This window comes from Furfurilactobacillus sp. WILCCON 0119, assembly GCF_053471565.1.
Window position 1 is genome coordinate 377,048 of sequence record NZ_JBPCCV010000001.1, and the last position, 25,807, is coordinate 402,854.

Consider the following 25,807-nt stretch of genomic DNA (forward strand, 5'->3'; position numbering starts at 1 on the left):
CGTCCTGCGTGCATTGGGTGAACGGGTGGTCACGCGGGTACATAGTTGTAAGAATTACGAAAATTGCACGTTCCTGTTGTTTTAACGTGCTTTTTGATACCATGGAGTGAGAACTTTGATGCTAAAAAAGGGGGTGATTGATCATGTCAGAACCATTAAAATCGTTGGAAGATCCGATAACGGTCCTAACGGGTGTGGGCCCGCAACGGGCCAGTGCCTTAAGAAGTTTAGGCCTTGTCACGGTTGGCGATTTGTTAGAAAACTACCCGTTTCGTTATGAGGATTTAGAGGCTCGGGATCTGGCGACCGTCACGGAGGGGGAAAAAATCACCCTAAAGGGCACGGTGGCCACGGAGCCAACAACAGTCCGGTTTGGACGGAAGAAAAGTCGGTTAAACTTTCGCTTATTAGTTGGTCATGACGTGGTCACTGTGACCTTTTTCAATCAACCCTGGCTTGCTAAACAACTAACGGTTGGCCAACAAACGGCGGTGTACGGTAAATGGGACGCTACCCGCAAGAGCTTGTCCGGAATGAAAGTGATTACCAGTGCCGGCGATGCGGCGTTTGGTGCGATATACACCACCAATAAAAGTGTGCGGCAGTCCACAATTGCCCAACTGGTCAAGCAGGCGTATGAAGGTTACCATGACGTGATTTATTCCATCCTGCCGGCGTCACTAATCACCAAGTACCGGTTACTGGACCGGCAAACAATGATTCATGACCTTCACTTTCCAAAAGATCCAGAAGCGGCTAAACTGGCGCGCCGAACGGCCGTCTTTGAAGAATTTTTCCTGTTTGAACTCCGGCTGCAAATGATGCGGGTCAAGGATCATCAGGAAGCAGGCATGAGCATTGAATACGATAATCACGCGCTCAAGACGTTTATTGAAACGTTACCATTTGAATTAACGGCCGCTCAAAAACGGGTCGTGAATGAAATCTGTGCTGACATGAAACGGCCCCTCCACATGAACCGGTTGCTACAAGGGGATGTTGGATCTGGGAAGACCATTGTGGCAGCGATCGTCATGTACGCTGCCATTACGGCAGGTCATCAGGCGGCCCTAATGGCACCCACCGAAATCTTAGCGGAGCAACACGCGAAGAACCTGGCCGAGGTATTTAAGGATGTCCCCGTAAACATTGTGCTCCTGACCGGGTCCACCAAGACAAAAGCACGCAAAGAGGCACTCAAACACTTAGAGAGTGGCGAGGTCAACCTGATCATTGGGACGCATGCACTGATCTCAGATGACGTGGTGTACCATAACTTGGGGTTGATCATCATCGACGAGCAGCACCGCTTTGGGGTTAATCAACGGCAAGCGCTCCGAAAGAAGGGTGCCCATCCAGATGTGTTGGCAATGACGGCCACCCCGATTCCGCGGACGTTACAAATCACGGCGTACGGGGAAATGGACGTTTCAATTATTGACGAACTGCCTGCTGGTCGGCAACCGATTACCACACGGTGGATTCGAAGTAACCAGGTCGAACCCGCCATGGACTTTATTCGGCAGCAGTTAAAACATGGTCAGCAAGCGTACGTCGTGACACCCCTGATCGAGGAATCAGAGGCCCTTGACGTTAAAAACGCTGAGGCCATTTACGAACATCTGAGCGAAAATTTTGCACCTGATTTTCGGGTGGGCTTACTCCACGGACGTTTGAAAAATGACGAAAAGGCCGCGGTGATGGCTGCGTTTAAGGCAGATGAATACGATGTTCTAGTGTCCACCACGGTTATTGAAGTTGGGGTGGATGTGCCGAATGCAACGGTCATGCTCATTTTTGATGCCGATCGGTTCGGTTTGGCACAGCTGCACCAACTGCGGGGCCGGGTTGGCCGGGGGAAAATTGCTTCCACGTGTATCCTGGTGGCCGATCCGAAGACGCAAGATGGGATTGCGCGGATGCAAGTCATGACGGAGACAACTGATGGTTTTCTTTTGGCGCAAAAAGATTTAGAATTACGAGGATCCGGTGATGTTTTAGGGATTAAACAATCGGGGGTACCTGTCTTTAAGGTCGGTGATCCCGTTGCCCAACTGAACATTCTCCAGATTGCCCAACAGGAAGCCCTGACGTTGGTCGAGACGCCTGATTGGCAGAGTCAACCGGAAAACCGGGAGTTGGCGGGGTATGAACAGCACCAACTCAAACGCCATTCAACCTTGGATTAATCATTTAAATTAATGACATGAACTTAGTTTAGGAAGAGAAGGTCAAACACTGTGAAAATTGCTGTAGACGCTATGGGTGGCGACAACGCCCCCGTTGAAATCGTTAAGGGTGTTGAACTTGCCCGCGATGCGTATCCTGACATGGAGTTTCAATTGTATGGGTTAGCAGATCAGGTCACCCCGCTGGTAACAAATAATGAGCGCATTACGGTTGTCCCCGCTGGCTCTGTGATTGCTATGGAAGATGAACCGGTTCGCGCGGTTCGGACGAAAAAGGATTCATCGATTGTGTTAGCGGCGACCGCCGTCAAGAATGGTGAAGCAGACGCCTTCTTTTCAGCCGGGAACACCGGTGCCGTTTTAGCTGCCGGGTTATTTGTTATTGGACGCATCAAGGGAATTGACCGGCCGGCGTTGACGACCACGCTGCCAGTTGTCACCGGCGATGCCACGGGTAGTTTTACCATGCTTGATGTGGGAGCTAACGCTGATTACAAGGTGACCAACCTTGAACAGTTTGCCGTGTTAGGAAACTTTTACGGGCAAACGGTCATGGGCTTAACTAAGCCACGGGTTGGGTTGCTGAACAACGGAACGGAAGCTGATAAGGGTGACAAGGTCCACCGGGAGGCTTACGAACGGTTGAGACAGATGCCAGGGATTAACTTCATCGGAAACGTGGAGTCACGTGAATTACTCAACGGAGCAGCTGACGTGGTTGTGACGGATGGTTTTACCGGGAATGCGACGTTGAAGGCCATTGAAGGAACTGCACTATCAATGTTGTCCTTGATCAAGGCAAAAATCATGGCCTCCACAGCAGCGAAAATGGGTTATGTATTGAGCCGCAACGCGTTTCATCAGGTTGGTCAAGTGATGGACTATTCCAAACATGGTGGTGCCGTCTTGTTGGGATTAAAGGGGGCCGTGGTCAAAACCCACGGATCATCCAAGGCCGAAACGGTGCGCAACACCATGGGCCAAATCCACCAAATTGTTGCGAGTGGTTTGATTGAACAAACGGTGACGTACTTTGAACAGGATGCCGCCAAGGCTACCACAACAGATGGCGATAAATAGCCCGTGCCCCCTAGACATTAGGGCGCGAAAACGATAAACTAAATGACTGTAAAACACTACTGAGAAACTAGGGAAATCATGACTAAACAAGAAATTTTTGATAAAATCGCTAGCATTATTGCAGACCGATTTGAAGTTGAAAAAGATAAGATTACAAACGAACTGAACCTTCGGAATGATTTGGATGCTGATTCAATCGATTTTGTTGAATTTATCATGGAATTGGAAGACACGTTTGGTGCCGAGATTTCTGATGATGATGCTGAAAAATTAAGTACGATTGGTCAAGTGGTGGATTACATTTATAACCATCAGGAAACCGCTGAGTAGGTCCAGAATGAAACCGCCTGTTGAAGGCGGTTTTTTTACTAATAACAATCACACGACAAGGAGTGACCATTTTGATCCCAGGATTACAAACAGAATTAGCGACACGGTTTAACATTCATTTTAAGAACCCAGCTTTACTGGATGAGGCGTTTACCCAGGCAAGCTATGTTAATGAGCACCCCAATCAGGGACTCAAGTTTTACGAACGCATTGAATTTTTGGGCGACGCCGTTTTACAACTGACGGTGTCCGAATACATTTATCGGCGGTATCCAGAAATGCCACAAGGTAAGTTGACCCGGTTACGCGCGGCCATGGTCCAGGAGGCCAGTTTTTCAAAGTTTGCCCTTGAATGTCATTTTGATCAGTACATTCGGTTAGGCAAGGGTGAAGAAAAAGAGGGTGCTCGCCAGCGTGCGTCATTACTTTGTGATATTTTTGAATCGTTTATTGGGGCACTGTACCTCGACCAGGGGAAGGACGCTGTGGTGGCCTTTATCAGTAAGGTCATTTTTCCAAAGCTTGACGCTGGGTGGTTCGATCATGCCATTGACTATAAAACGGCACTTCAAGAGTGGCTACAGCGCAATGGTGATGTGAAGATCGACTATGATTTAAAGGCAGAAGATGGTCCCGAAAACGACCGGGACTTCACCATGACCGTTGCCGCTGATGGGAAAATCATCGGTGAAGGGACAGGAAAATCAAAGAAAAATGCGGAACAAGCAGCGGCATTACGAGCGCTGACTGACCTTCGGGGCCAACAAGAGACACTGGTGACCCACGGGGACAACGCAACCGCTAAATAACGGATGGACGATCAATGAAACTAAAGACGTTAGAAATCAGTGGGTTCAAATCCTTCGCTGATAAAACGAAAATTGAATTTATGCCTGGAATGACCGGCATCGTTGGTCCGAACGGAAGTGGGAAGAGTAACATCATCGAAGCGATTCGTTGGGTCCTTGGGGAACAATCCGCTAGAGACCTGCGGGGCACCAAGATGACCGATGTTATTTTTTCAGGATCAGCCAATCGGAAAGCGTTAAATCGGGCAGAGGTCGCGATTACGTTTGACAACTCGGATCACTATTTGAAGAGTGATTTTACCGAAGTTCAGGTCATGCGCCGGCTGTTTCGTAATGGTGACTCACAGTACTTAATGAACGGCCAGGACTGTCGGTTACGCGATATTTTAGAACTGTTCATGGATACCGGATTGGGTCGTGAATCATTTTCGATTATCAGTCAGGGCCGTGTTGAAGAAATCTTCAACAGTAAACCAGAAGACCGCCGCAGTATCATTGAAGAAGTGGCGGGCGTTTATAAATACAAGCAAAACAAAGATAAGGCTGAGCGGGAATTAGGAACGACCCGCGATTATCTGAACCGGGTCAACGACATCATTGCGGAGCTGGAAGACCAGCTAGAACCATTGGCTAAACAAAGTTCACTGGCCAAGGATTATCTGGAGCAAAAGCGCCGGTTTGATGAGTTAGATCAGACCCGGTTGGTGATTGAGATTCGCGATCACCGTCTTGAAAAGCAAACGGTCGACCAGCGCGTTGAGCAGGTTCAGACAGCGGTGACTGACGCCGAAGCCCGGGTCAATGACCAGTCACAAACGGTTAGTGAGCGGAAGGCGCGTCGTGACGAATTGATGGCCGAAAAGGATAAGCTGCAAGCAACACTGCTGCGGTTGACCCAGGAAGTTGAGCAACTCTCTGGGTTGCAAGCGAACGCGGCGACCCGGACGGAGTTTCAGGCGCAACAGGTTGCTGAATTAACGGCTAGAATTGAGGCTGCTAAGGCGGCCCAAAAAACGGCGACCGCTGAACTGGCGACAGTAACAGCTGCGTTAACAGCGCAACAGGCTGAGGTGGCAGAAGTCAACCGGCTGGTGAAGACGCTCTCAGCTGATAAAGTTGAACAGCAAGAGGCCCGGTTACGTAAACGGCTCACAACGCTCCAGGATGATTACGTGGAGCAGATGCAGGCGTTAACAACGCTGCATAATGAACGCCACTTTTTGACCCAGAATCATGAGCGTGGGGGCCAACAAAGTGCACGGTTAGACGTTCAAACCGAAAAACTGCAGGCGGCAGTGACCGACCTTCTCACACAACAAGAACAGTTAGCCCAAACGCAAGCGGATGCAGAGCAAAAGCAGCAAGCACTGACAGAGCAAGTTCAGTCCGCAACAAATGAACATGCAAAGCTAGTTAGCGATGCAGAACAGGCGCAAAAGAACTGGTATAACGCATTAGGCGTGCAGCAGCGGGCCCAAGCACGTGCCGAAAGTTTGGCCGCCTTGAGCGACGATCACGCTGGGTTTTACCAGGGGGTCAAAGCCATCTTGAACCAACGAAGTCAGTTTGACGGGCTCATTGGACCAGTGGCCGACTTGATCACGGTTTCAAAGGACCTCACAAAGGCCGTTGAAACCGCGTTGGGAGCTCAGCTTCAACAGTTAGTGGTTCGTGACGAGCAGACGGCGCGGCAGGCGGTTGCTTATTTAACGAAGCAACGTGCGGGACGGGCCACCTTTTTGCCATTGACCACGATTCATGGACGCACACTTAGTCAAAGTCAACTTGATACTGTGGCAACCATGCCTGGTTATGTTGGGTTAGCGAGTCAATTGGTTCAGGCAGAGGCCCAAATCAGTCCCGTTGTGGATTACTTGCTGGGGACCACGGTTATTGCAACCGATTTACCAGCCGCAATTGAAATTGCTAAAGCTGGTGGTCACCGGTTCCGCATCGTCACGACGGATGGCCAGGTGATGAACGCGAGTGGTTCCATTACTGGTGGAGCGAACCGGAATCAGCAAGCGGGTCTTTTAAGTCAACGCACGGAAGCAACGGAGCTTGCCGCCGCCATTAAGAAGATGACGGCAGAATTGACGCAACAAGAACAGCACGTTGCGGCCCTTCAAAAGGCAGCGGTTGCTAAGGCAGATACGTTAAAGACACTGCGGCAACAACTCGCCACTGCGACGGCTGAGGCCCAGCAAGTTACCGGGCAAGGTCAGTTATTGACAGAACAAATTACCGTCGCAAAACGGCGGTTGGAAGCCAGTCAGTTTGAGCAACGGCAACAGAATGATCAAGCGGCTGACTATCAGACCCAACTTGCGGCCAATGAGAAAAAAACGGCGGCAGTAACGGCCGAACTGGACGCCCTCAAAGCAGAACAAGCGGCGCGACAGGTGGAACTTACAACGCTGACCGCGGATGTTAGTACAAAGGCCGCTCAGCTACAAGAAAAACAGCAGTGGTTAGCTGCCGCGACGGCGCAAGTAACCGCCCGGCAGGCCGATCAGCACCGGTTACAAGAAACGGTGACGGCCCAAACCGCTCAGTTAAACGCTGACCAACACCGATTGACCGTTGTGACGGATCAACAAATGGCCCAGGGGAAAGACAAACGGTCGACGGCTGAGCAGTTAGCGGACGCCCAAAAGAAGCAACAAACAACCAGTGATCGTTTGACCCAAACGGAAACCGAATTAACGGGCATCGTTGAGATGGTTGCAGCTACAGAGCAGGACTTAGAACGGGCCCAGGGGTTGCAGCAGTCTGCCCTTCGTGAAATGAATGATCTTCGGGCAACACAGTCACGGCTGGCAACCCTGTTAGATGGTGCGTTAACACGGCTTAGCGAGACCTACCATGTTAGTTTTGACGACGCCCAGGTTGATTTGAGTGATGCTGATCTTGATGACATCAAGAAGCAGTTGAAGTTACTCAAGTTGGGGCTCGACGAACTTGGTGACGTGAACATCGGCGCCATTGAAGAATATGAACGGGTCTCTGAGCGATACGACTTCTTGGATCGTCAGCGAAAGGATCTCTTGACCAGTCAACAGCAATTGGAAGAAACGATGGCTGAAATGGACGGTGAGGTTTCCGTTCGCTTCAAGCAGGCGTTTGACGAAGTTGCCGTGGCGTTCAGTGAGATTTTTGGTGAAATGTTTGGTGGTGGGAAGGCAGAGCTTGTCTTAACGGATCCCGCCAATATTTTGACCACAGGAATTGACATCATGGCCCAGCCACCTGGCAAAAAGTTCCAGCGGATGAGTTTGTTATCCGGTGGTGAACGGTCATTAACGGCCATCACGCTGTTATTTGCCATTTTGGCAGTGCGGCCCGTTCCGTTCGCAATTTTGGATGAAACAGAAGCTGCTCTTGATGAAGCCAATGTTGTTCGATTTGCACGCTACCTTAGAAACTTCGGCGGTGGCACCCAGTTTATTGTGATTACTCACCGAAAGGGAACGATGGTGAATGCAAACGTCCTCTATGGGGTGACGATGCAGGAATCTGGGGTGTCAAAGATGGTTTCCGTCTCGCTGGATGATGTCGAGAGCGTTTCATAACAAGAAAACAAAGTGGGTGAAGCATAATGGGATTATTTGATATTTTCCGGCGGCGTAACGCTGCGGAAAAAGCAGCAACGAGCGCGGCTGAATCCTCACAAGCTGCCAGTGAAGCAGAATCAGCGACAAGTGTGGTCAGTGAGTCAGCCGTTGCTAGCGAAGCAGAATCAGCAACAAGTACCGTCAGTGAGCCAGCCTCCGTTACCAGTAGCGTCAGTGAAGTCACTGAAGAACCGCACAGTGAAACCATAGCGCCGTCAGCGACGCCGGTTGTTGAACAATCAGCGGCTGACGAACTAGTGAGCGAACCGGCCTCGGCCGCAACGAGTGCGAGCGAAGGGGTCACGAAGAGCCAGGCGGCAATGGATGAGGTTGTCATGTCCGCGGGCGCAACGGAGGCAAGTCCATCGCAGGCAAGCCAGGCGGCCACGAGTAGTGCAACGTCCGTGGCACCAGCTTCTGACGCCGCGGTGAGTGCCGAACCAACGAGTGAAACAGCCCCAACGTCGACGGAAGTGGACAATGACGAAGCGGCAGACGAAACTGCCACGCCTGAACCGGCACAAAAGAGCGATAGTGAACTGTATGATAAGGGATTAGAAAAGTCACGCCAAACGTTTGGTGACCGGTTAAACGCCTTTTTAGCCAACTTCCGCCACGTGGATGAAGACTTCTTTGATGATTTAGAGGAAACGTTGATTGGCGCTGACGTTGGTTTTAATACGGCCGTCACGATCACGGATGAACTCCGCGACGAAGTTAAACTCCAACATGCGAAGAAACAGCAAGACGTTGAAAACGTCATCGTTGAAAAACTTGTTAACCTGTATGATCAAGAGGGTAACGGGGAAGATAATTCGATGCACATGGCAGCCAGTGGCCCGACGGTGATCTTCTTCGTTGGGGTCAACGGTGTGGGGAAGACCACGACCGTTGGTAAAATGGCCAACATGTATAAACAACAAGGTAAATCTGTTTTGCTTGCCGCGGCTGATACGTTTAGAGCTGGTGCCATTGAACAGCTCCAGGTGTGGGGCAAACGTGACGGGGTTCCAGTGGTGGCCCTGCCTGAAAAGAGTGATCCTGCTGCTGTCGTATATGACGCAGTGCAACGGGCCAAGGCAGAAAACGTCGACATCTTGATGGTTGATACCGCTGGGCGGCTTCAAAACAAGGTCAACTTAATGAACGAACTGGCAAAAATGAAACGGGTGTTGGCGCGTGAAATTCCAGACGCACCGCATGAAGTGTTGCTGGTTCTTGACGCCACAACGGGTCAAAATGCGCTCAATCAGGCAAAGACGTTTGGTGAAGCGACGGACGTAACTGGAATCGTGTTGACGAAGCTCGATGGAACCGCTAAGGGGGGCATCGTGCTTGCCATTCGTAACGAAATGCACCTTCCCGTGAAGTTTGTTGGGTTGGGTGAACAGGTTGCGGATCTACGACCGTTTGATCCAAATGAATTTGTTTACGGCTTATTTAAGGGCCTGATTAAGGAATAACGTAAAAATTTAGGCAAACAAAAATGACTGGCTTTCCATGATTGTGGGAAGCCAGTCATTTTTGTTTGGTGAGATAGGTTAAACAGTGGTGCTCAACTGGGGCCGTGTGACCAGTTGTTCATAAACATAACTGGTTTCGTTGACGCGATACACACCATGAATTTCACCGACTTTAGTGAAACCCATCTTACTTAATAAATGCTGCATCGGTTTATTATCCTGATGCGTATCGATCCGCAAGCTTTCGATGTGCGGATACTCTGCCTCAACGTGGGCAATCAGGCCTTCAAACATGGTGGATGCGTAGCCCTTGCCGGCGTGATCAGAATGAATGGCAACCCGGTGAATGGTCAGGTAGGCGGTGGTTTCTTTCAACCAGTCACCCTGCAGATTAGCGTATGAATCGTCGGGAGCTGGCATCACAGTGACGGTGCCGATGGTTTCTTCGTCGTCAGAGGATAAGAGGTAGGCATAGCCGTGGTCGATGTCTTGTCGGATGTGTTCAGGAGCCGGATATTCACCCTGCCATTGGTCAATTCCTGATTCAGCAAGCTGGTTACGGCCGTCACTTAAAATGGCCATAACGGTGTCAAATTCTTCAAGTGTTGCGCGATGAAATTTCATAAAGCAATCTCCTAATCCATGTAAGGTTACACACGATCAAAGCCGTGCTATTCAATAAAACGGTCGCCATCTTTTGGGGTATCATACCCATTCATGCCGATTTGAATGGCGATAATGAGTAATTGCATTGCTGGGCAAAAAATGAGGGCCAGGACCATGGCACCAATGACAATAAAAAATGTCTGCCACTTGGTTGCCCGGCGGTAGACGTTTGTCGCGCGAATGTCCGTCGCAGCTTTGTGGTAGCCGTATTTGTCATTTTCATTGACGATGGTGTGACTTAAAACAATGTACGAACTAAACCACAGGAGGTACACCAAACTGTAAAATAATTCTGGTCCGCGGGCGTTGATTCCTTCACCGACCCACGCCGTTGCAACGGGAATAAATGAGGTTGTAAAGAGCCAAAAGTTGTTTGACCAGTAGATCCGCTTGGTAATTCGCTTGGTTTTGCCAAACATATAATGATGGTTATACCAGGCGACCCCAATCATGAGGTAGCCGACCGCATAAGCAATTAGGTGCGGTAATTCGTGGTAGATGGCGCTAAATTTGAGCGACGATGGTGTTTTAAATTCTAGCAACATGATGGTTAGAATCACGGCAAGTACGGCGTCTGTAAATGCCTCGACACGACTTTTATTCATGTGGGTTAAGATAGCCTCCTCGAACAAGTTTTAAAAACTAGCAAGTACACAATATGATAGCTGAAAAAACGCAAAAAAGACAGTCCGGAAGTGATGAATTTATGGACGATGGATTGTTATTGAAACAGTCGGATAATCGAATTATTGCCAATTGGAAACATTTACATTATTGACGAAATTAGTTGCGGGTGAAATAATGGGAGACAACCTAGTTATGAAAGGATGATGACCTATGTGGCAAGCGTATAAGGAATTTTGGTCGCATTATGCGGATTTTGTTGGCGTTAGTAATCGACCCCAATATTGGTTTGTTTATTTAATTAATGCGGTGATGGAAGTGGTGTTGATGGGGACCGTGGTCTGGATGGCATTTTTATCAAACGATGGTCATTACTCAACGCCTGAATTAACGGTAACGGGGATTGCACTTGTCCTGTTATTTCTGTATAGCGCCGCAGCACTGGTGCCAGCACTCGCGTTGTCTGTTCGTCGCTTACGGGATGCGGGCTTTCACTGGGCACTGATTTTTATCATGTTGGTCCCATACATCGGGTGGATTCCGTTGGTGATTTTGCATTGCTTCCCAACGGGTGCCGGGGTGTACACGCCAGTAGAGACAACGAAACATTAGTCAACCGCTGTGAATTGTTAATGAGCCATTTAGTGGCATAATGTACTAACGTAAATTGGCAGTTAGTTGGTCCCTAATCGGGGGCATCAACTAACTGCCAATTTTTTATTGCTGGGTATGTGCATTGGATGAATCTAAGTCAAACAATTACTTACAGCTATTTCCGTAGAAATGCGACGGCTAATCCAAGGAGATTCAAGAAGATCGCACCGCAGCTAAGGGCAAAGAAAAGCGTTTGTGAACGGGGTGCGTGAGAAGAAATGGTAACCTGATTATTGCCTTTTTTAAGCGCCAGCTTCATATTGTGCGGCTCTTGGCTTCGTTGAGCGTGGCCGTTAACGGTAATGTCATACGGAACACCACGGTACTTTGCAATCATAAGGTTCGCGTTTTGAGACCGGTTAGAAGTGATTTGATAGGTAATCTGATTGAAGGAACTGTGGTAATGGCGAATGGTTACGCCCTTAGAACACTTCAATGCCGATTTTTTAGTACCATGATGAATGACTGCTGGTTTGTAGTCTGACGCATTTGCATTTTTATGGTTAATGATTTCTGAGTAGGCATTAACCGTAAAGGGTGTTTTACCCGCATCAAGGTTACTAGGATTTGAATAATCCCTTTCATATTGAAAAACTGAGACAACTGCGAGAATCATCAGAATAGAAGTAAAAATTAAAATGGGCTTAACGGGCGTTTTATTTTCAATCCAGTAGGTCAATAAGGCAACGGTCAATAAAAGTGCCGCTAAACCTAACGCCCGGCCCACAAATTGAAACTGAGCAAAGATGGTGTGACGAAGGAGAAACCACGGCCACCAACTGAACGTTAAAACAACAACACCCCCAGTCGCTAAACTCCATTTAGGCCACCGTAAGGAAGTGCCGGTTTTAGTTGTAAGGGCCCGATAGACTAACCAAATGAGGGCAATCGTGCAGATGAGGCCGAGACTCCACGCGTATGCGTTTTCGTATATTGAGTTATTAATAAGACTGTTAAAGACCGTTGTTGGAAGAGCGGCTACGGTGTAGCTAGAGGGCGGGAGGATCTTATTTTGAAGTGATAACGTAACGATGTTGGCTAAGGCAAGCGATGCACTTAGTCCTGATAGCACAGCAGCAAGACCGAACTGGCAAACTTCGGCCAGGTGAACTTGGCGGTGAAAAAGCCGCCAGATTTCTGCTAGTGCAACGAGTAAGACTGTGGCAAAAAGTGATAAGACGTGACTGTTAGCGATTGCACCCATGCCGAGCGCTAACCAAAGCCAGCCACGACGATTATGTTGCCAAATGGTCCAACAACCAAGGAGGACAATTGGGAAAAAAGCGTAAGCCAGCGCTTCACCTAAGGAGCTCCGGGCATAAAGGAGAATGAGATGATAGCCGTTAAAGAGGTAAACGCTCATCCCAGCCCAGCGATAAATCCGGTTGGTTGTCAGCGAACGGGCAAGGCAGTAAGCAGTGATCCCAGTTAAAAAATTAAGTAAGAAGAGCCCTGCAACCCATGCGTGAACGGGATTTGCGATAAAAAATCTTGGAACGGCAAATAAAAGGAGCGTTAGCCAGGGGTACATGCCAGAGACTGCGGTTAAGGCCTGATCAAGCCCAATGAAAGAAACAAGTGGCGGGAGCTGACCATGATGAAAGGCTTGGCTAATTGACTCGATTCGACTTAGGTGAATTGACCCATCCCACGAAAGCTTGAAGGGAACGTGTAGAAAAGCGGGAAGCGTTAAAATAATTGTGCTTAAGAAAATGAGGCCGGTGGTTAAAATAATGGAGCGCCACCGGGAGTGGTCCGTAGACGTCATTCGAAAATCTCCTTAAATTTAAAGCTAATCGCTTTTTTTGAAATATTTGGCTAAATGAGTTTTGCTTGTAAGTTAAATCCTCTGTGATTATAAAGTAATGTTGATGGTGGTTCAAGCAATCAATCTACCTGAGTGATTTTTTTAATTTTACCAAAATGCCTTTGCAACAAGGAAAAATGTTAATCCGATAAAATATAAACGATTTTATAATAATTTAATATTGATTCTTTGATAAAATAAATCTAAACAATAACAATGATCGATGGGCGGAAATGTTTACGATTCGTGATGTGATTATGTCTGCTGTTTTTAAGCTTGTGACGGTTTTAAGCGACAAAAAAGCCGCGAAAGCAATTTTTGCTTTCGCGGCAATTCCCGTGACTTCGTTATTGTTTAGGTTCATTTGGTTCAATCGTATGTTCACCACGTCCTTGAATTTGGGTAAACTTAGGGACTTCGTCATGGCGTAAATGGCGAACGTGCCAAGAACGGGTGACCTGACCCGTTTGCCGACGACTGTAAATAAATAGTGTTGCAGCGAGGACAATAAGAAAGAACCCACCCATCATGGCCGCGTACACTGGTTTGGTAATGGTTGTGCTACTAGTGGGCAGAAAAGTTGATCCAAAGACCAGTAGCGAACTGATCAATCCAAGGCTGCCAATAACAAGTTCGCTGCCAAAGCCACCGGGCACCTTAAACGTCGCCGTTGTAAACTGACGTTTTAACGAGAGCCGCAAAAAGGCTGTAAACATCAGAATGTACATCACTAAGTACAGCATAACCGTTAACGACATCGCCATTGAAAAGGCGGCGTTATTTCCGCCAAACCCAACGGTCAGGACGAGGCCGATGAGGGATACTAGAGCTCCCTGAAGGATGACAAGGCGAACGGGGACCTGATCTTTGTTGACGGTACTAAACCACGGCGAGAGGATGTTATCTTCCGCAGTGACAAGCAGTGATTTAACGGGGCCAACGATCCATGAGCTGATTTCACCCAGCATTCCGACGGCCATTAAGAGGCCGAGCCCCTTTACGACAAGGCTTAGTGGTTGGCTTGTAATAATGTTGATCATTTTGGCAATGGCCTGAATCACCCCCTGGTTCAAGGATAATTCGCGTGCAGGGACAACGGCGGCAACTGAAAGGCCACCAAATGAGTCAAGCACAATGGCAAACACGACCAACACAAGCATGATCAATGGATAGTTTCGGGCCGGTCGCTTGAGGTCCATGATGTAGGAAGCCGAGGCTTCAATGCCGGTAAAGGCAAGAATGTACGGTACAATGGTTGTTAATGAGACACTGTGGCTGAGCGTGGTGACGTTACTGCTGATACTAGTTGTAAATTGAAGTGGATGCCCTTGAAGGAGGTAGGCGATCCCAAGTCCTAACAAAATGAACGCCGGTAGCACGATTCCAAGCATAAACGTCCATTTGACGATGCGGTCCGTTCCGTTGATGCCCCGAAGCTGGCCCGCGGTCATGACCCAATAAATGAAGATAAATAATGCAAATTTAAGCCAAGGGTTTGTGTTTAAACTGGGGATCCCGACGGCATAGGCTAAAACCCCAATGACAAAATAAATCATCGTAATGAAATTTACGGTGATCTGAAGCCATTGAAAGAAGATGGCAATGAACCCAGCCCGCTGACCAAGCCCACCCTTGACCCAGGTATAGACACCACCATCGTGCCAACCGGGGACGGTGGCCATTTGAGCAGCAACCAGGGCAACAGGTAGGAACCAGAGAAGTCCAGCAGCCACCAGGAAAAAGGTTGCTAACAGGCCAGACTGTGCAAATGCGGGATACTCATCGGCTGACATGAGCATGGCAGCAGTGAGCGTAAAAAAGCCAAAGGCACTCAGCGTCGGTTGTGATTTCATGAGGCATACCTCGAATTTGTTTGATGTGTACTTCTAACGTATCACGATTGGTTAAAAAGGGCTACCTTATCCATTGCAATCGGTTTTTCTTAGTGTTCAAGCCGCAAGCAAAATGTTAAAATACCAAGGTATCGGTTATGATAAGGATGATTACATGGAAATTGCAAAGAACGATCGGATCAACTCACTCTTTGAGTTTTATGAACCGTTGTTAACAGATAAACAGAAATCATACATTGAACAATACTATGGTGATGACTATTCACTGGGCGAAATTGCAGAGAACTTTTCGGTGAGTCGCCAGGCCGTTTACGATAACATCAAACGGACTGAGAAGATATTGGAAGGCTATGAAACAAAGCTTCATCTGTATGCCGATTTTTTAAAACGAAATCAGGATGCTGATGCCATCGCCGTGTACGTTAGCACCCACTATCCGACAGATAAGCTGTTAGCACAATTAGTGGAGCACCTTGAATTAACGGACAGTGAAGCTGAATAAAAGCAATTAATAAGTTAGTTTATTGGAGGAATGACGCATGGCCTTTGAAGGGCTTACAGAACGATTACAAAATGCAATGAAACACCTGCGCGGTAAGGGAAAGGTGACAGACGCCGATCTCCGTGAAACGATGCGGGAAATCCGGTTAGCATTATTAGAAGCCGATGTTAACTTTGACGTGGTGAAAACGTTTGTTAAAACGGTGCGGGACCGGGCCACTGGTTCCGATGTGTTAGACGGGTTAAACCCGGCACAACAGATCGTTAAAATCGTTGATGAAGAACTGACCAAGACGATGGGGTCGGATGCGACGGCGTTAAACAAGTCGCCAAAAATTCCAACCATTATCATGATGGTCGGGCTTCAAGGGGCCGGGAAAACCACCACGGCCGGGAAGCTCGCGAACAAGCTGAAAACAGAACAAAATGCCCGGCCACTGTTCATTGCCGCCGACGTCTACCGGCCCGCAGCCATTGAGCAACTGCAACAAGTTGCCCATGACATTGACGTGCCGGTCTTCCAGTTGGGAACCGATGTTGATCCCGTGGAAATCGTTCGCCAAGGGTTAGCGCAAGCTGATGAGAACAAGAACGATTATGTCATCATCGATACCGCCGGACGGTTACAGATCGATGAACAGTTAATGGACGAACTGGCTAACATCAAGGCGTTAGCGAAGCCGGATGAAATTTTACTGGTTGTGGATGCCATGACCGGGCAAAATGCCGTGAACACAGCCACTGGGTTCAACGATAAGCTGGATGTTACCGGGGTTGTTTTGACAAAGCTCGATGGTGATACCCGTGGTGGGGCAGCCTTATCAATCCGGGCCGTGACCGGGAAACCAATCAAGTTTGTCGGTGAAGGGGAAAAGATGTCCGACTTGGACACATTCCACCCGGACCGGATGGCCTCACGGATTCTTGGAATGGGGGACATGCTGACCCTGATTGAAAAGGCTCAGCAAGTTTCTGATGAGAAAACGGCCGCGCAACTGGAAGAAAAGATGCGGGAGAACTCGTTTGATTTTAACGATTTCCTGGATCAGATGGACCAGATGAACAACATGGGTGGTATGGAAAGCATCATGAAGATGATTCCTGGCCTAGCCAACAATCCTGCCTTGGCCAACGCCCAGATTGATCCAAAGGACATGGCGCACATGCGGGCCACGATTTATTCGATGACGCCGCAGGAGCGTGAACATCCTGACGTGCTGACACCAAGTCGGCGGCGGCGGATTGCCGCAGGTTCCGGACGGCCAATTCAGGAAGTTAACCGGATGATCAAACAGTTTGATCAGATGAAAAAAATGATGAAGCAAATGTCCAATGGGAACATGGGGGCACTTGATCAGATGGTTCCGGGCGGTCTTGGGAACATGCTTGGTGGTGGTTCTGGTATGTCTGGCCGTCTTGGTAAGATGGCGATGAATCGAATGGTTCGTCAAACGAAGAAGAATAAGAAAAAACGGTTGAAGAAGAACAAACGGAGCCGTTAAACAAGTGCGTGGATCACAAGAACTCATTGTTAAGATGAGTTCTTTTTTTGTGCTCTGACAGACAATGGACGGAGCGTTAAAGATAAATAGGGTTAGTCATTGTTTCAAACTAATGAAAGCGCTATGCTTAAGCTGTGAAAACACTTTCAAATTGGAGGGATGTTACATGGCTATCGTAGTTTCAACGCTAAAAGAGACTGCTGACGAGCACCGGGTTGCGTTAACGCCGGGTGTCGTTAGTCGTTTGATTAAGGCGCACTATGAAGTATTAATTGAACAAGGGGCCGGTGTTCAGGCCTTTTACCCCGACAGCGCGTACACAGAGGCCGGGGCAAACATTGTCAGCCGCGAGCAGGCGCTCTCACAGGCCGATGTGATTGCAGTTGTCAATCAGCCAGATCAGGCCACCGTGGAGCAGTTGACCGCGGGCCAGACGTTGATTGGATTATTAGCACCATTGACGGACCCGGACGGCATTCAGTCGTTGGCAGACCGTGGTGTAACGGCATTAGCGTTTGAATTGTTACCACGGACCGTCTCACGGGCCCAAACAATGGATGTCTTGAGTTCCCAAGCCAGTGTCGCTGGTTATAAGGCTGCTTTGCTTGCAGCGGATCGGTTCTCGCGGTACTTTCCAATGATGATCACTGCCGCCGGAACGGCCAAGCCTGCCAAGGTCCTGGTATTAGGAACTGGGGTTGCTGGTCTTCAAGCAATTGGGACAGCGAAGCGGTTAGGGGCCGTGGTGTCTGGCTATGATGTTCGGCCAGCGTCTCGCGGTGAAGTGGAATCACTGGGGGCCACCTTTTTAACGACCTCTGTTTCGGGCGCTGGCGAGGGTGGTTACGCCCGGGAGCTGACGCCGGAAGAAACACAACAGCAACAGGATGAACTCGCCGGGTTTATTGCCGAAAACAATGTGGTCATAACAACGGCGCAGGTTCCTGGGCGTAAGCCGCCAGTTCTTGTCACTCAGAAGTCGGTTGACGCAGCAACACCCGGAACCATTTTTATTGACCTTGCGGCAAGCGACCTTGGTGGAAATGTTGCCGGTTCGAAGCCTGCAACGACAGTAACAACGCCTGCAGGAGCCCAGATCATCGGGGCCGGTGACATGGCGAGTCAACTACCGGCCGCTGCTTCTGATATGTTTTCTAAGAATGTTCAGGCTGTTGTGAGTTACATCACCGCAGACGACACGTTAACGTTTGACATTGATGATGACGTTTTGGGCGAACTGATTGCAACAAAAGACGGTGAAATTATCAGTCATCGCTTGCGGGCCGCCATGAAGATGCCTGACCGACAACCGAAAACACCAGCCGGTGAACCAACTAAGGACGGTGAGTGAAGATGAGTCAAGAATTATATTCGAATTTAGCCATTTTTGTTTTAAGCCTGCTTGTGGGCTTTGAAGTTATGAGCAAAATTCCGTCAACGTTACAAACACCAATGATGTCCGGTGCAAACGCGATTCACGGGGTTGTTGTGGTTGGTGCGTTTGTCATTGCTGCGGAAGCAAATAGCTGGGTCTTTTATGTTTTAGCCTTTCTCGGTGCCTTTTTCGCAGCCATCAATGTGGCCGGTGGTTACACCGTAACGGATCGGATGTTAGGGATGTTTAACCGACCAAAGAAGTCGAATTCAAAGGAGGATGATCAAAAATGAGTGGATTAATGACAGCCTCCTCGTTGGTCTATTTAGTCTCTGCTGTTTGTTATGTCATCGGGGTGCACATGATGCGGTCACCAAAGTCAGCTCGCCGTGGGAATGGCTTATCGGCGATTGGGATGTTTTTAGCGGTGATTATGGTCATTGTAAGCCTATTGGTTGATGGCAAAATTACTGGAATCGGCTGGCTTGTGCTGATCTTAGGCCTGGTTCTTGGTGTTTGGTATGGGGTCAGTCGGGCACGAAAGGTTCCAATGACGGATGTGCCACAGTTAGTTAGTTTGTTTAATGCCGTTGGTGGTGGTGCGGCGGCCGTTATCGGAATTTTTGATTACACCGTTAAAGCAAACGGGGCTCATCTGGCAGTAGCCTTTTCTATCCCAGTGTTACTCGATGTGATCATTGGTGGGATTACCTTCTCAGGGTCGCTGATTGCAACCGGGAAGTTATCCGGACATGTACCAGGAAAACCCATCACATTTCCAGGGGCCCGGATCGTTAATGCACTTGTTATTATCGCGATGTTAGTGGCCGCATGGTTAATGGTTGGCATGCCCACAAACGCGTGGTACGTTGTGTTAGGACTCGTTGCGAGTCTTATTTTTGGACTTTTGATGACCTTACCAATTGGTGGGGCCGATATGCCGGTTGTTGTATCCTTGTTAAACGCATTTACTGGGTTAGCCGTGGCCTTTGCCGGGTTTGTCATTGATAATCAGGTCTTGATTATCGCCGGTGCCTTAGTTGGGGCGGCAGGGACCATTTTGACGTTGCAAATGGCTGATGCCATGAACCGGTCTGTGGCTAACATTTTGGCCGGTGGTTTTGGGACTGGCGATAGCAATGGCAGTAGCGCCGCTGATGAAACACCCGTTAACGTTAAGGAAACGAGTGCTGATGATATCGGTTTGCAATTGGCTTACGCAAACAACGTGATGATCGTGCCAGGCTATGGGCTGGCTGCTGCGCAGGCACAACATGAAGTGGCTGAGTTGGCAAAGCTCTTGACGGATAACGGAATCAACGTGAACTACGCGATTCACCCAGTCGCTGGGCGGATGCCAGGGCATATGAACGTGTTGCTGGCAGATGTCAATGTTCCGTATGACCAGATGAAACAGCTTGAAGAAGCTAATTCAATGTTTGAAAATACGGATGTTTCCCTCGTGATCGGGGCTAATGATGTCACGAACCCACTGGCACGTGAAAAAGGAAACGCGATTTCCGGGATGCCAATTCTGGACGTTGATAAATCGAAGTCTGTTGTTGTCATTAAACGGTCGATGAGTACCGGTTATGCTGGGGTCCAGAACCCGTTATTTGCGTTAGATAATACGCAGATGTTCTTCTCAGATGCGAAGAAGGGGTTACAGGACATTGTCGCTTCAACCAAGGAGTACATCAACCAGTGATGTAACGAGGTTTATGGACAATTAATTTCCTTTGCGTGAATCCTTTTCGGAGAGCTCATCATCAGAATGGTTAACAGTTTGGTTAACAGTAGACACATTTGAATCGTGATTTTTGTTAAAGTCATCCATTTTTTGGATGGCTTTTTTGTCGTTGCTTAAATGGTTGATGGTAAATGAGCAGGTGAGTTTGCGAACGCTAAATAAAAAGGCCACACGAATGTGGCCAATATGAGCAGATTTATTTTGGTTTCCCAACGACTGAAAAGAATCGGAGGCAATAAATTGCGCTAATGCCAACAAGGATATAAATAATTCTGGAAAGAATGGCACCTTGCCCACCAAAAATTGTTGCGACTAAATCAAAACTGAACGCACCCACTAGTAACCAGTTTAGGCCACCGATGATCAGAAGAATTAATGCCGTAATATCTAAAGCTTTCATAAAAGCCTCCCTTATTGGTGAAAACTCGAGTTACAAAAATGCTTATGCATTTCATAAGGGAAATATATTATAACCGGGCGTAAAATTCAAAATAGGTGCTTTTGGAAAAAGGCATTGTTTAATTGGTTACTTATAAAAAGGCCCTATCAGCACCGCTTGGTTACTGATAAGGCCCTTGAAGGCTAACCTAGTGTTAAGATGATTGAACCAATCGCGGTAACAAGGCTTGCCACTAACAGACTAACTGCGATTAACTGCTGCCCCTTTAAAGCAACGCTAACACTAATTCCCATGAGTGTTATTGCAATTAAAATTAATAAAAGAAACATGGCAAGGGCTCCTTATCGCTAGATTGAACTAATAATTTACCCGTAGTCTAACATTGGCCATGAAGGAATTACATTATTCTTCCTCGAACATTATTAAGTAGAAAAAGTTTTTAAAAGAAAAAATAACCACCACCAGTTAATTGAATGAACTGGTGGTGGTTATTTTTTAGTGATTATTAATAACGACTAACGGGTCCGCCGAAGCCGGATAATTAGAAGGGCTCCTAACGCGAAACAACCGCCAACCATTAACGTAAGACCGATCTTTTCAGGCGTCGCTGTGTCTGGTAGCGCAGACTTTTTTTCTGATTGTTTTGGTTGGCTTGCAGAAGAAGTTGTGCTGCTTGTCGAAACGTTGGCTGAAGACTGATCTTGGTTCGTACCAGGAATTGTGATCCCTGGTTTGCTTTTGTCGGAACTTGAACCGACGTTTGAGCTTGACGATGAGTTAGAGCTTTTACTTGAACTCGAGGATGAGCTAGAATTACTGCTTGAGCTCGATGAACTCGAGGATGAGCTCGAACTACTGCTTGAACTCGAAGATGAGCTAGAACTGCTGCTTGAGCTTGAGGAACTCGAAGATGAGCTTGAGCTACTGTTACCACTGCCGCTTGCACTTCCGTTTGTTTGTGGAACGCTAGCGGTCGTTGATTCTGAGCCGGAACCGTTACCACTGGTTCCCCAAGCCATGGCAGCCTTATTTTTAAAGACTGTTTCGCCGTCAGAAGCGATGGCTGGATCAACAAACGAGGTGGTGTAGTCAATGACGTACATTTGTTCTTTGCCACCTGGAATGGTTAAGTCAAAACCATTGGCACTTGTACTATCTACATGGTAATCGGTGCCTTCTTTTAATTGGTTATCACGTTTATAAGTTGCCATGGTAACAGGATCAACCCAGTAGCCGGAGGAAACGGTAATACTATTCGGATTCAAAATTTGGTTTTCATCAACAAGCGTGTCCGTGACGTGAATGTTGGTGAGGGGGAGCTCATTACGATTTACAAGGATCGTCCACTTGATGATGGGGTCGCCGTTTTCATCCAGCGTTAAAGAGCCTTTTTTCGAGAGGTTTTTGCCAGAAACAGCCACGTTGATTGGACTTGTCTGTTGCCCTTCACTTGTTTCAAACGGAACCTTTGATTCGCCGGGATTAACGACGGCAGAATTTAACTTCGTGGTGAAGTTAATGGTTCCGTGAAGGTTGTCGAGGCTCGCTGCCGTTTCGTTAAAGGTCACTACTACTGAGCCATCAGCGTTAATGTTGACGGTTCCTAATTCGGTGCCGTCATCAGCGGTTAGCAGAATTTGGCTGGGTTTAGAAACAGAGAGTTCGTTAGGTAGCTGGATGACCATCTGATCACCAGCCTCGACCTTAGTCCCAGCAGGTGCTGCCCAGTCATACTGAACTTTGACACTACTTGCGTAACTAAAATCTGGACCGTTGGTGATTTGAGCGTTTGTTATGAATTCATTACCAAAAGTGGCAGCCTTTGTTTCGGCGACACTTAACGCGCCGGTGACAATAAAGGCAAACAAAGCAAGAAGCCACCAAGGAAAATGGTTTTTCTTCATGAATAAATTCCTCCAATCATAATTTAAATGATTACAAAATAATAACCGCCTCTAATATACAACACCCCAAAGGAAACGGAAACGATTTATTTAGAAATTATTTATAACTGCGAAATTTATAATGGTTCAAACAAAAATAGTCCATCACTAGGAGGACTGGTGATGGACTATTTCGATCATTTAACTCCGGCAGGCGGGCTCGAACCGTCGACAACCTGATTAACAGTCAGGTGCTCTACCAACTGAGCTATGCCGGAATAACAAGCCTTATTGTCGCGTATTCTTCGGGCGGTGTCAATTAAAATCATAAAACGAAGTAAAGGGGTTTTAGTAACGCATTTCCTAAAGGACTGATATGATGAAGTAATGAAGGGAAGCAAGATAAAATGACTGATGAAGAACCTACCAAAATGCAGTTTGCAATTGGCGATCGGGTGACGTGTCAACATTTCACAGGGTTGCCTGAAAACTTTTTGGGCACAATTTTGAAGGTGGACGAGCATGCGGTGCTCTTAACGTTACTGGCGACTGATTTTCCTAAAAGCGCCCAGCAAACGTTAATTGAGTTACACCATCGAATCGCGGTTGCGAAGCGATTGGTGGCGCCAATTAACCAGTGAATTTCAGTAAATCGTAATTGATGCTTGCTCTTGTCGGTAAATAGCGTTAAAGTATAGTCATTGTATTGATGGTTCGGTAGTAAGTGTACTAGTTCGTATGAATGACAACCTTTCTGGCCAGCTTTAGATGCAAAATTAATTTGCGCAATTGCGTATGGAGGTTTCATTCATATGGAACAAGGTACTGTTAAATGGTTTAACGCTGACAAGGGTTACGGTTTCGTAACTCGCGAAAATGGTGACGATGTATTCGTTCACTTCTCAGCTATCCAAGGTGACGGCTTCAAGACTTTGGACGAAGGCCAACACGTTACTTTTGATGTTGAAGACAGCGACCGTGGCCCACAAGCTACTAACGTTGTTAAGGACTAATTTATTAGCCTTTAAAGACCATTCGCTAATTGCGAATGGTCTTTTTTTATTCTAAAAATGAAATTCGCTAATGATTGGTCTAAGGTAACCGTTTGTTGGTATACTAGGTGAGTTAAACGATACTAGGGAGGTTTGTCATAACCATGAATGAACAGCGTCGGCAAACATGGGGCGTCACATTAGCAAGTTTAGGCGCATTACTATGGGGAATATCTGGACCCATTTCCCAAGACTTATTTCAGCACGCTGGCGTGTCGCCGGAGTGGTTGACCGGATTGAAAATGACGATTTCTGGAATTCTTATTTTGGCAATGGTCACGGCACGCCAGAGATCACGCGTTTTAAACGTTTGGCGGAAGCGCAGTGATGCACTCATGATGGTCGTCTTTTCATTAATTGGAATGGCGGCCGTTCAATACGTTTACTTCTTAACGGTGCGGGCCTCTAGTGCGCCAACGGCAACCATTATGCAAACGTTGGGGACCGTGATGATCGTACTATGGGGGATCTTTTATCATCACGATTATCCACGGCCAGCCGACATTTTAGCGGTAACACTTGCATTATTGGGAACCTGGTTGCTCGTGACGAAGGGCGATTTGTTTCATTTAGCAATTTCGCCAGTTGCGTTGATGTGGGGGCTGCTCCTTGGCTTGAGTGGTGCGCTGAACACGTTACTGCCAGCGAGTTTACTGCGGCGTTACGATACGTTAACGGTGGTTGGTTGGTCGATGCTTTTAGGTGGGCTGACGTTTACCGTCATTCACCCAGCATGGCGCGATGTGCCAACGTTAAGTTTTTGGAACTGGGCGGGCGTTGCCTTTATTGTTTTATTCGGGACGGCGCTGGCATATATTAGCTTTATTGGAAGTCTTAATTTGATTTCACCAACGGTGGCGGGGCTGTTAGACGCCTTTGAACCATTATCAGCAACCATCCTGGCCGTGTTATTTTTAAACGTCACGTTCAATGGTTGGGAATTGTTTGGTGGTGCGTTGATTTTAAGTACCGTCTTTATCCTGTCATGGGCAAAGCCGGCAGAAAATCGCCAGCAGCCGGAAGCTCATGCTGATGACATGGATGCCCAATAAAGGGGAGGTAAACCGATGCAACGAATGTCTAAACGGTGGTCGTTAGTTCTTTTGGTATTGATCGGGCTGGGATTAGGAATGGCCCCCAAAACGGTCCATGCTGATCAGATAACAACGTCTGAACAACGACAGATCAAGTCATTACGGCAACGTTACGGTCAGTTAAGCCATCAAGCGTACGACGAGAGTAATAGTTATCAACCCAAACCGCAGTTTAAAACAAAATTACAACCGGGGAAACTGACATCACGGTATCAAGACCAACTGTTGGCCTACCTAAACTTTTACCGTTCACTGGCGGCGTTGCCAGCGGTGCGTTACGGGTTAAACACAACCGCTCAGGCGCAAACCGCGGCGGCAGATATGGCAGCTGCAAACGGCTTTTCTCATGGCTTAAAGGGGTTAAAGCGGCCCGGCTACGTAACAAAGGCGCAATGGCAAACTGGTCAACAAGTTACCATGAACAGTAACATTGGCGAAATGAACGTCCCGGAACGGCTAGATGCAACAATGGGCAATTACGTCCGGGATAACTTTAATGTGGAAGGGAATAACACGGGGCACCGTGCCTGGCTGCTATCACCCATCATTCATACGGTGGGGATCGGGGTGGCCTATAAACCGCAGGCAACGTTTGCATACAGTGATATTTATTTTGCAGATCAAAGTGATGATCAACGGTCGATTGTGCCAAATCGCGCTCAGGTGATCAATTATCCGACGGCGGGTGTTTTCCCAAGTGAGCTATTAAAGACGAAGGTCACGTCCCGTCCCGTTTACTGGTCGAGTAATTTTACCGTTATTCAAAAGGCGACGGGAACGGTCAAAGTCACCGTGACGGATTTAACAACAAACAAGCGGATGACTGCTAAAAACGTTCACTTAGATCAGAATCAACACTTTGGTCATTTTGCTAGCATTCTAACGTACCGGCCTGCTGGACCTGTCACTGATGGACACCACTATCAGGTTAAGGTAACGGGCTTATCGCAATATCCAAAGGGCTATCAATACTCATTTTTAGCCTTTTCATTAGCAAATTAAACTAGCTAAATAAAGCGACCATTAATTGTTATAAATTTGTGGTCGCTTTATTATTTTTGTATGGCATTTTTACTTGTAGATTACAAATTACCGACAAATCCATCACATCCTGTTTTTCTAGCAATGGAATGCCCGTACTGGCAGGGGTTAAAGAAGCTG

23 protein-coding genes and 1 tRNA gene are annotated in these 25,807 nt (G+C 47.7%); 16 read left to right on the plus strand and 8 right to left on the minus strand.

Annotation, left to right across the window (positions count from 1 at the left end):
* The first annotated feature begins 143 nt into the window (after positions 1 to 143).
* From recG to ftsY, 6 genes are all read left to right on the plus strand, one after another.
* Positions 144 to 2,189: an ATP-dependent DNA helicase RecG gene (gene recG, locus ACRYI5_RS02070; RefSeq protein WP_448224100.1), complete on the plus strand. Its 2,046-nt coding sequence runs from the start codon at positions 144 to 146 to the stop codon at positions 2,187 to 2,189.
* 51 nt (positions 2,190 to 2,240) lie between these two features.
* Positions 2,241 to 3,269 carry a phosphate acyltransferase PlsX gene (gene plsX / locus ACRYI5_RS02075; protein WP_448224101.1) on the plus strand — a complete coding sequence of 343 codons (1,029 nt, stop codon included), beginning with the start codon at positions 2,241 to 2,243 and terminating at the stop codon, positions 3,267 to 3,269.
* A 78-nt stretch (positions 3,270 to 3,347) separates the two neighbouring features.
* Entirely contained in the window at positions 3,348 to 3,599 is a 252-nt protein-coding gene (gene acpP, locus ACRYI5_RS02080; RefSeq protein ID WP_407878356.1) for an acyl carrier protein, read from the plus strand.
* A 71-nt stretch (positions 3,600 to 3,670) separates the two neighbouring features.
* Positions 3,671 to 4,408: a ribonuclease III gene (gene rnc / locus ACRYI5_RS02085; RefSeq protein ID WP_407878357.1), complete on the plus strand. Its 738-nt coding sequence runs from the start codon at positions 3,671 to 3,673 to the stop codon at positions 4,406 to 4,408.
* A 14-nt stretch (positions 4,409 to 4,422) separates the two neighbouring features.
* Positions 4,423 to 7,980 (plus strand): chromosome segregation protein SMC, encoded by a 3,558-nt coding sequence (gene smc, locus ACRYI5_RS02090; protein WP_448224102.1) that lies wholly within the window; start codon positions 4,423 to 4,425, stop codon positions 7,978 to 7,980.
* 26 nt (positions 7,981 to 8,006) lie between these two features.
* Positions 8,007 to 9,485: a signal recognition particle-docking protein FtsY gene (gene ftsY, locus ACRYI5_RS02095; protein WP_448224103.1), complete on the plus strand. Its 1,479-nt coding sequence runs from the start codon at positions 8,007 to 8,009 to the stop codon at positions 9,483 to 9,485.
* Between the two features lie 78 nt (positions 9,486 to 9,563).
* On the opposite strand, the gene ACRYI5_RS02100 is transcribed toward ftsY, so the two are convergent.
* The gene (locus tag ACRYI5_RS02100) at positions 9,564 to 10,109 is read right to left on the minus strand and encodes an N-acetyltransferase family protein (RefSeq protein WP_448224104.1); all 546 of its coding nucleotides are present in this window, start codon (positions 10,107 to 10,109) and stop codon (positions 9,564 to 9,566) included.
* Positions 10,110 to 10,156: 47 nt separating this feature from the next.
* Complete coding sequence (locus ACRYI5_RS02105; RefSeq protein WP_448224105.1) at positions 10,157 to 10,756, minus strand: TMEM175 family protein; 600 nt, start codon at positions 10,754 to 10,756, stop codon at positions 10,157 to 10,159.
* A gap of 232 nt (positions 10,757 to 10,988) precedes the next feature.
* Here ACRYI5_RS02105 and ACRYI5_RS02110 point away from each other — a divergent pair, with 232 nt between their 5' ends.
* Positions 10,989 to 11,387 carry a DUF805 domain-containing protein gene (locus tag ACRYI5_RS02110; RefSeq protein ID WP_448224106.1) on the plus strand — a complete coding sequence of 133 codons (399 nt, stop codon included), beginning with the start codon at positions 10,989 to 10,991 and terminating at the stop codon, positions 11,385 to 11,387.
* 157 nt (positions 11,388 to 11,544) lie between these two features.
* Here ACRYI5_RS02110 and ACRYI5_RS02115 read toward each other — a convergent pair whose 3' ends face one another.
* Together ACRYI5_RS02115 and ACRYI5_RS02120 are read right to left on the minus strand one after the other, a co-directional pair.
* Positions 11,545 to 13,197: a hypothetical protein gene (locus tag ACRYI5_RS02115; protein WP_448224107.1), complete on the minus strand. Its 1,653-nt coding sequence runs from the start codon at positions 13,195 to 13,197 to the stop codon at positions 11,545 to 11,547.
* A 386-nt stretch (positions 13,198 to 13,583) separates the two neighbouring features.
* Positions 13,584 to 15,089, minus strand: coding sequence for an amino acid permease (locus tag ACRYI5_RS02120; RefSeq protein WP_448224108.1), 1,506 nt, complete (start codon positions 15,087 to 15,089; stop codon positions 13,584 to 13,586).
* Positions 15,090 to 15,243: 154 nt separating this feature from the next.
* Here ACRYI5_RS02120 and ACRYI5_RS02125 point away from each other — a divergent pair, with 154 nt between their 5' ends.
* From ACRYI5_RS02125 to ACRYI5_RS02145, 5 genes are all read left to right on the plus strand, one after another.
* Positions 15,244 to 15,591, plus strand: coding sequence for a putative DNA-binding protein (locus ACRYI5_RS02125; protein WP_407878370.1), 348 nt, complete (start codon positions 15,244 to 15,246; stop codon positions 15,589 to 15,591).
* Between the two features lie 37 nt (positions 15,592 to 15,628).
* On the plus strand, positions 15,629 to 17,092 hold the full coding sequence (gene ffh, locus ACRYI5_RS02130; protein WP_407878372.1) for a signal recognition particle protein: 1,464 nt from the start codon (positions 15,629 to 15,631) through the stop codon (positions 17,090 to 17,092).
* A gap of 166 nt (positions 17,093 to 17,258) precedes the next feature.
* Positions 17,259 to 18,443 carry an NAD(P) transhydrogenase subunit alpha gene (locus tag ACRYI5_RS02135; RefSeq protein ID WP_448224109.1) on the plus strand — a complete coding sequence of 395 codons (1,185 nt, stop codon included), beginning with the start codon at positions 17,259 to 17,261 and terminating at the stop codon, positions 18,441 to 18,443.
* Between the two features lie 2 nt (positions 18,444 to 18,445).
* A complete protein-coding gene (locus tag ACRYI5_RS02140; RefSeq protein ID WP_407878375.1) occupies positions 18,446 to 18,760 on the plus strand; it encodes an NAD(P) transhydrogenase subunit alpha in 315 nt (104 codons plus the stop codon).
* Entirely contained in the window at positions 18,757 to 20,175 is a 1,419-nt protein-coding gene (locus tag ACRYI5_RS02145) for an NAD(P)(+) transhydrogenase (Re/Si-specific) subunit beta (RefSeq protein WP_448224110.1), read from the plus strand. Before ACRYI5_RS02140 ends, ACRYI5_RS02145 begins: the two co-directional genes overlap by 4 nt.
* Positions 20,176 to 20,413: 238 nt before the next feature.
* Here the strand turns inward: ACRYI5_RS02145 and ACRYI5_RS02150 are convergent, their stop codons facing one another.
* The 4 genes from ACRYI5_RS02150 to ACRYI5_RS02165 form a co-directional block, all read right to left on the minus strand.
* On the minus strand, positions 20,414 to 20,617 hold the full coding sequence (locus tag ACRYI5_RS02150; RefSeq protein WP_407878379.1) for a DUF378 domain-containing protein: 204 nt from the start codon (positions 20,615 to 20,617) through the stop codon (positions 20,414 to 20,416).
* Between the two features lie 182 nt (positions 20,618 to 20,799).
* A complete protein-coding gene (locus tag ACRYI5_RS02155) occupies positions 20,800 to 20,946 on the minus strand; it encodes a hypothetical protein (RefSeq protein WP_407878381.1) in 147 nt (48 codons plus the stop codon).
* Positions 20,947 to 21,132: 186 nt separating this feature from the next.
* Positions 21,133 to 22,521, minus strand: coding sequence for an Ig-like domain-containing protein (locus ACRYI5_RS02160; protein WP_448224111.1), 1,389 nt, complete (start codon positions 22,519 to 22,521; stop codon positions 21,133 to 21,135).
* Positions 22,522 to 22,705: 184 nt separating this feature from the next.
* Positions 22,706 to 22,778, minus strand: a tRNA-Asn gene (locus ACRYI5_RS02165).
* Between the two features lie 129 nt (positions 22,779 to 22,907).
* Between ACRYI5_RS02165 and ACRYI5_RS02170 the strand changes: the two genes are divergently transcribed.
* The 4 genes from ACRYI5_RS02170 to ACRYI5_RS02185 all read left to right on the plus strand — a co-directional run bounded on the left by ACRYI5_RS02170 (position 22,908) and on the right by ACRYI5_RS02185 (position 25,648).
* Entirely contained in the window at positions 22,908 to 23,141 is a 234-nt protein-coding gene (locus ACRYI5_RS02170; protein ID WP_407878385.1) for a DUF2187 domain-containing protein, read from the plus strand.
* Between the two features lie 171 nt (positions 23,142 to 23,312).
* Positions 23,313 to 23,513, plus strand: coding sequence for a cold-shock protein (locus ACRYI5_RS02175; protein WP_407878387.1), 201 nt, complete (start codon positions 23,313 to 23,315; stop codon positions 23,511 to 23,513).
* Positions 23,514 to 23,656: 143 nt separating this feature from the next.
* The gene (locus ACRYI5_RS02180) at positions 23,657 to 24,604 is read left to right on the plus strand and encodes a DMT family transporter (protein WP_448224112.1); all 948 of its coding nucleotides are present in this window, start codon (positions 23,657 to 23,659) and stop codon (positions 24,602 to 24,604) included.
* A gap of 15 nt (positions 24,605 to 24,619) precedes the next feature.
* Positions 24,620 to 25,648, plus strand: coding sequence for a CAP domain-containing protein (locus tag ACRYI5_RS02185; protein WP_448224113.1), 1,029 nt, complete (start codon positions 24,620 to 24,622; stop codon positions 25,646 to 25,648).
* The last annotated feature ends 159 nt before the right edge of the window (positions 25,649 to 25,807 follow it).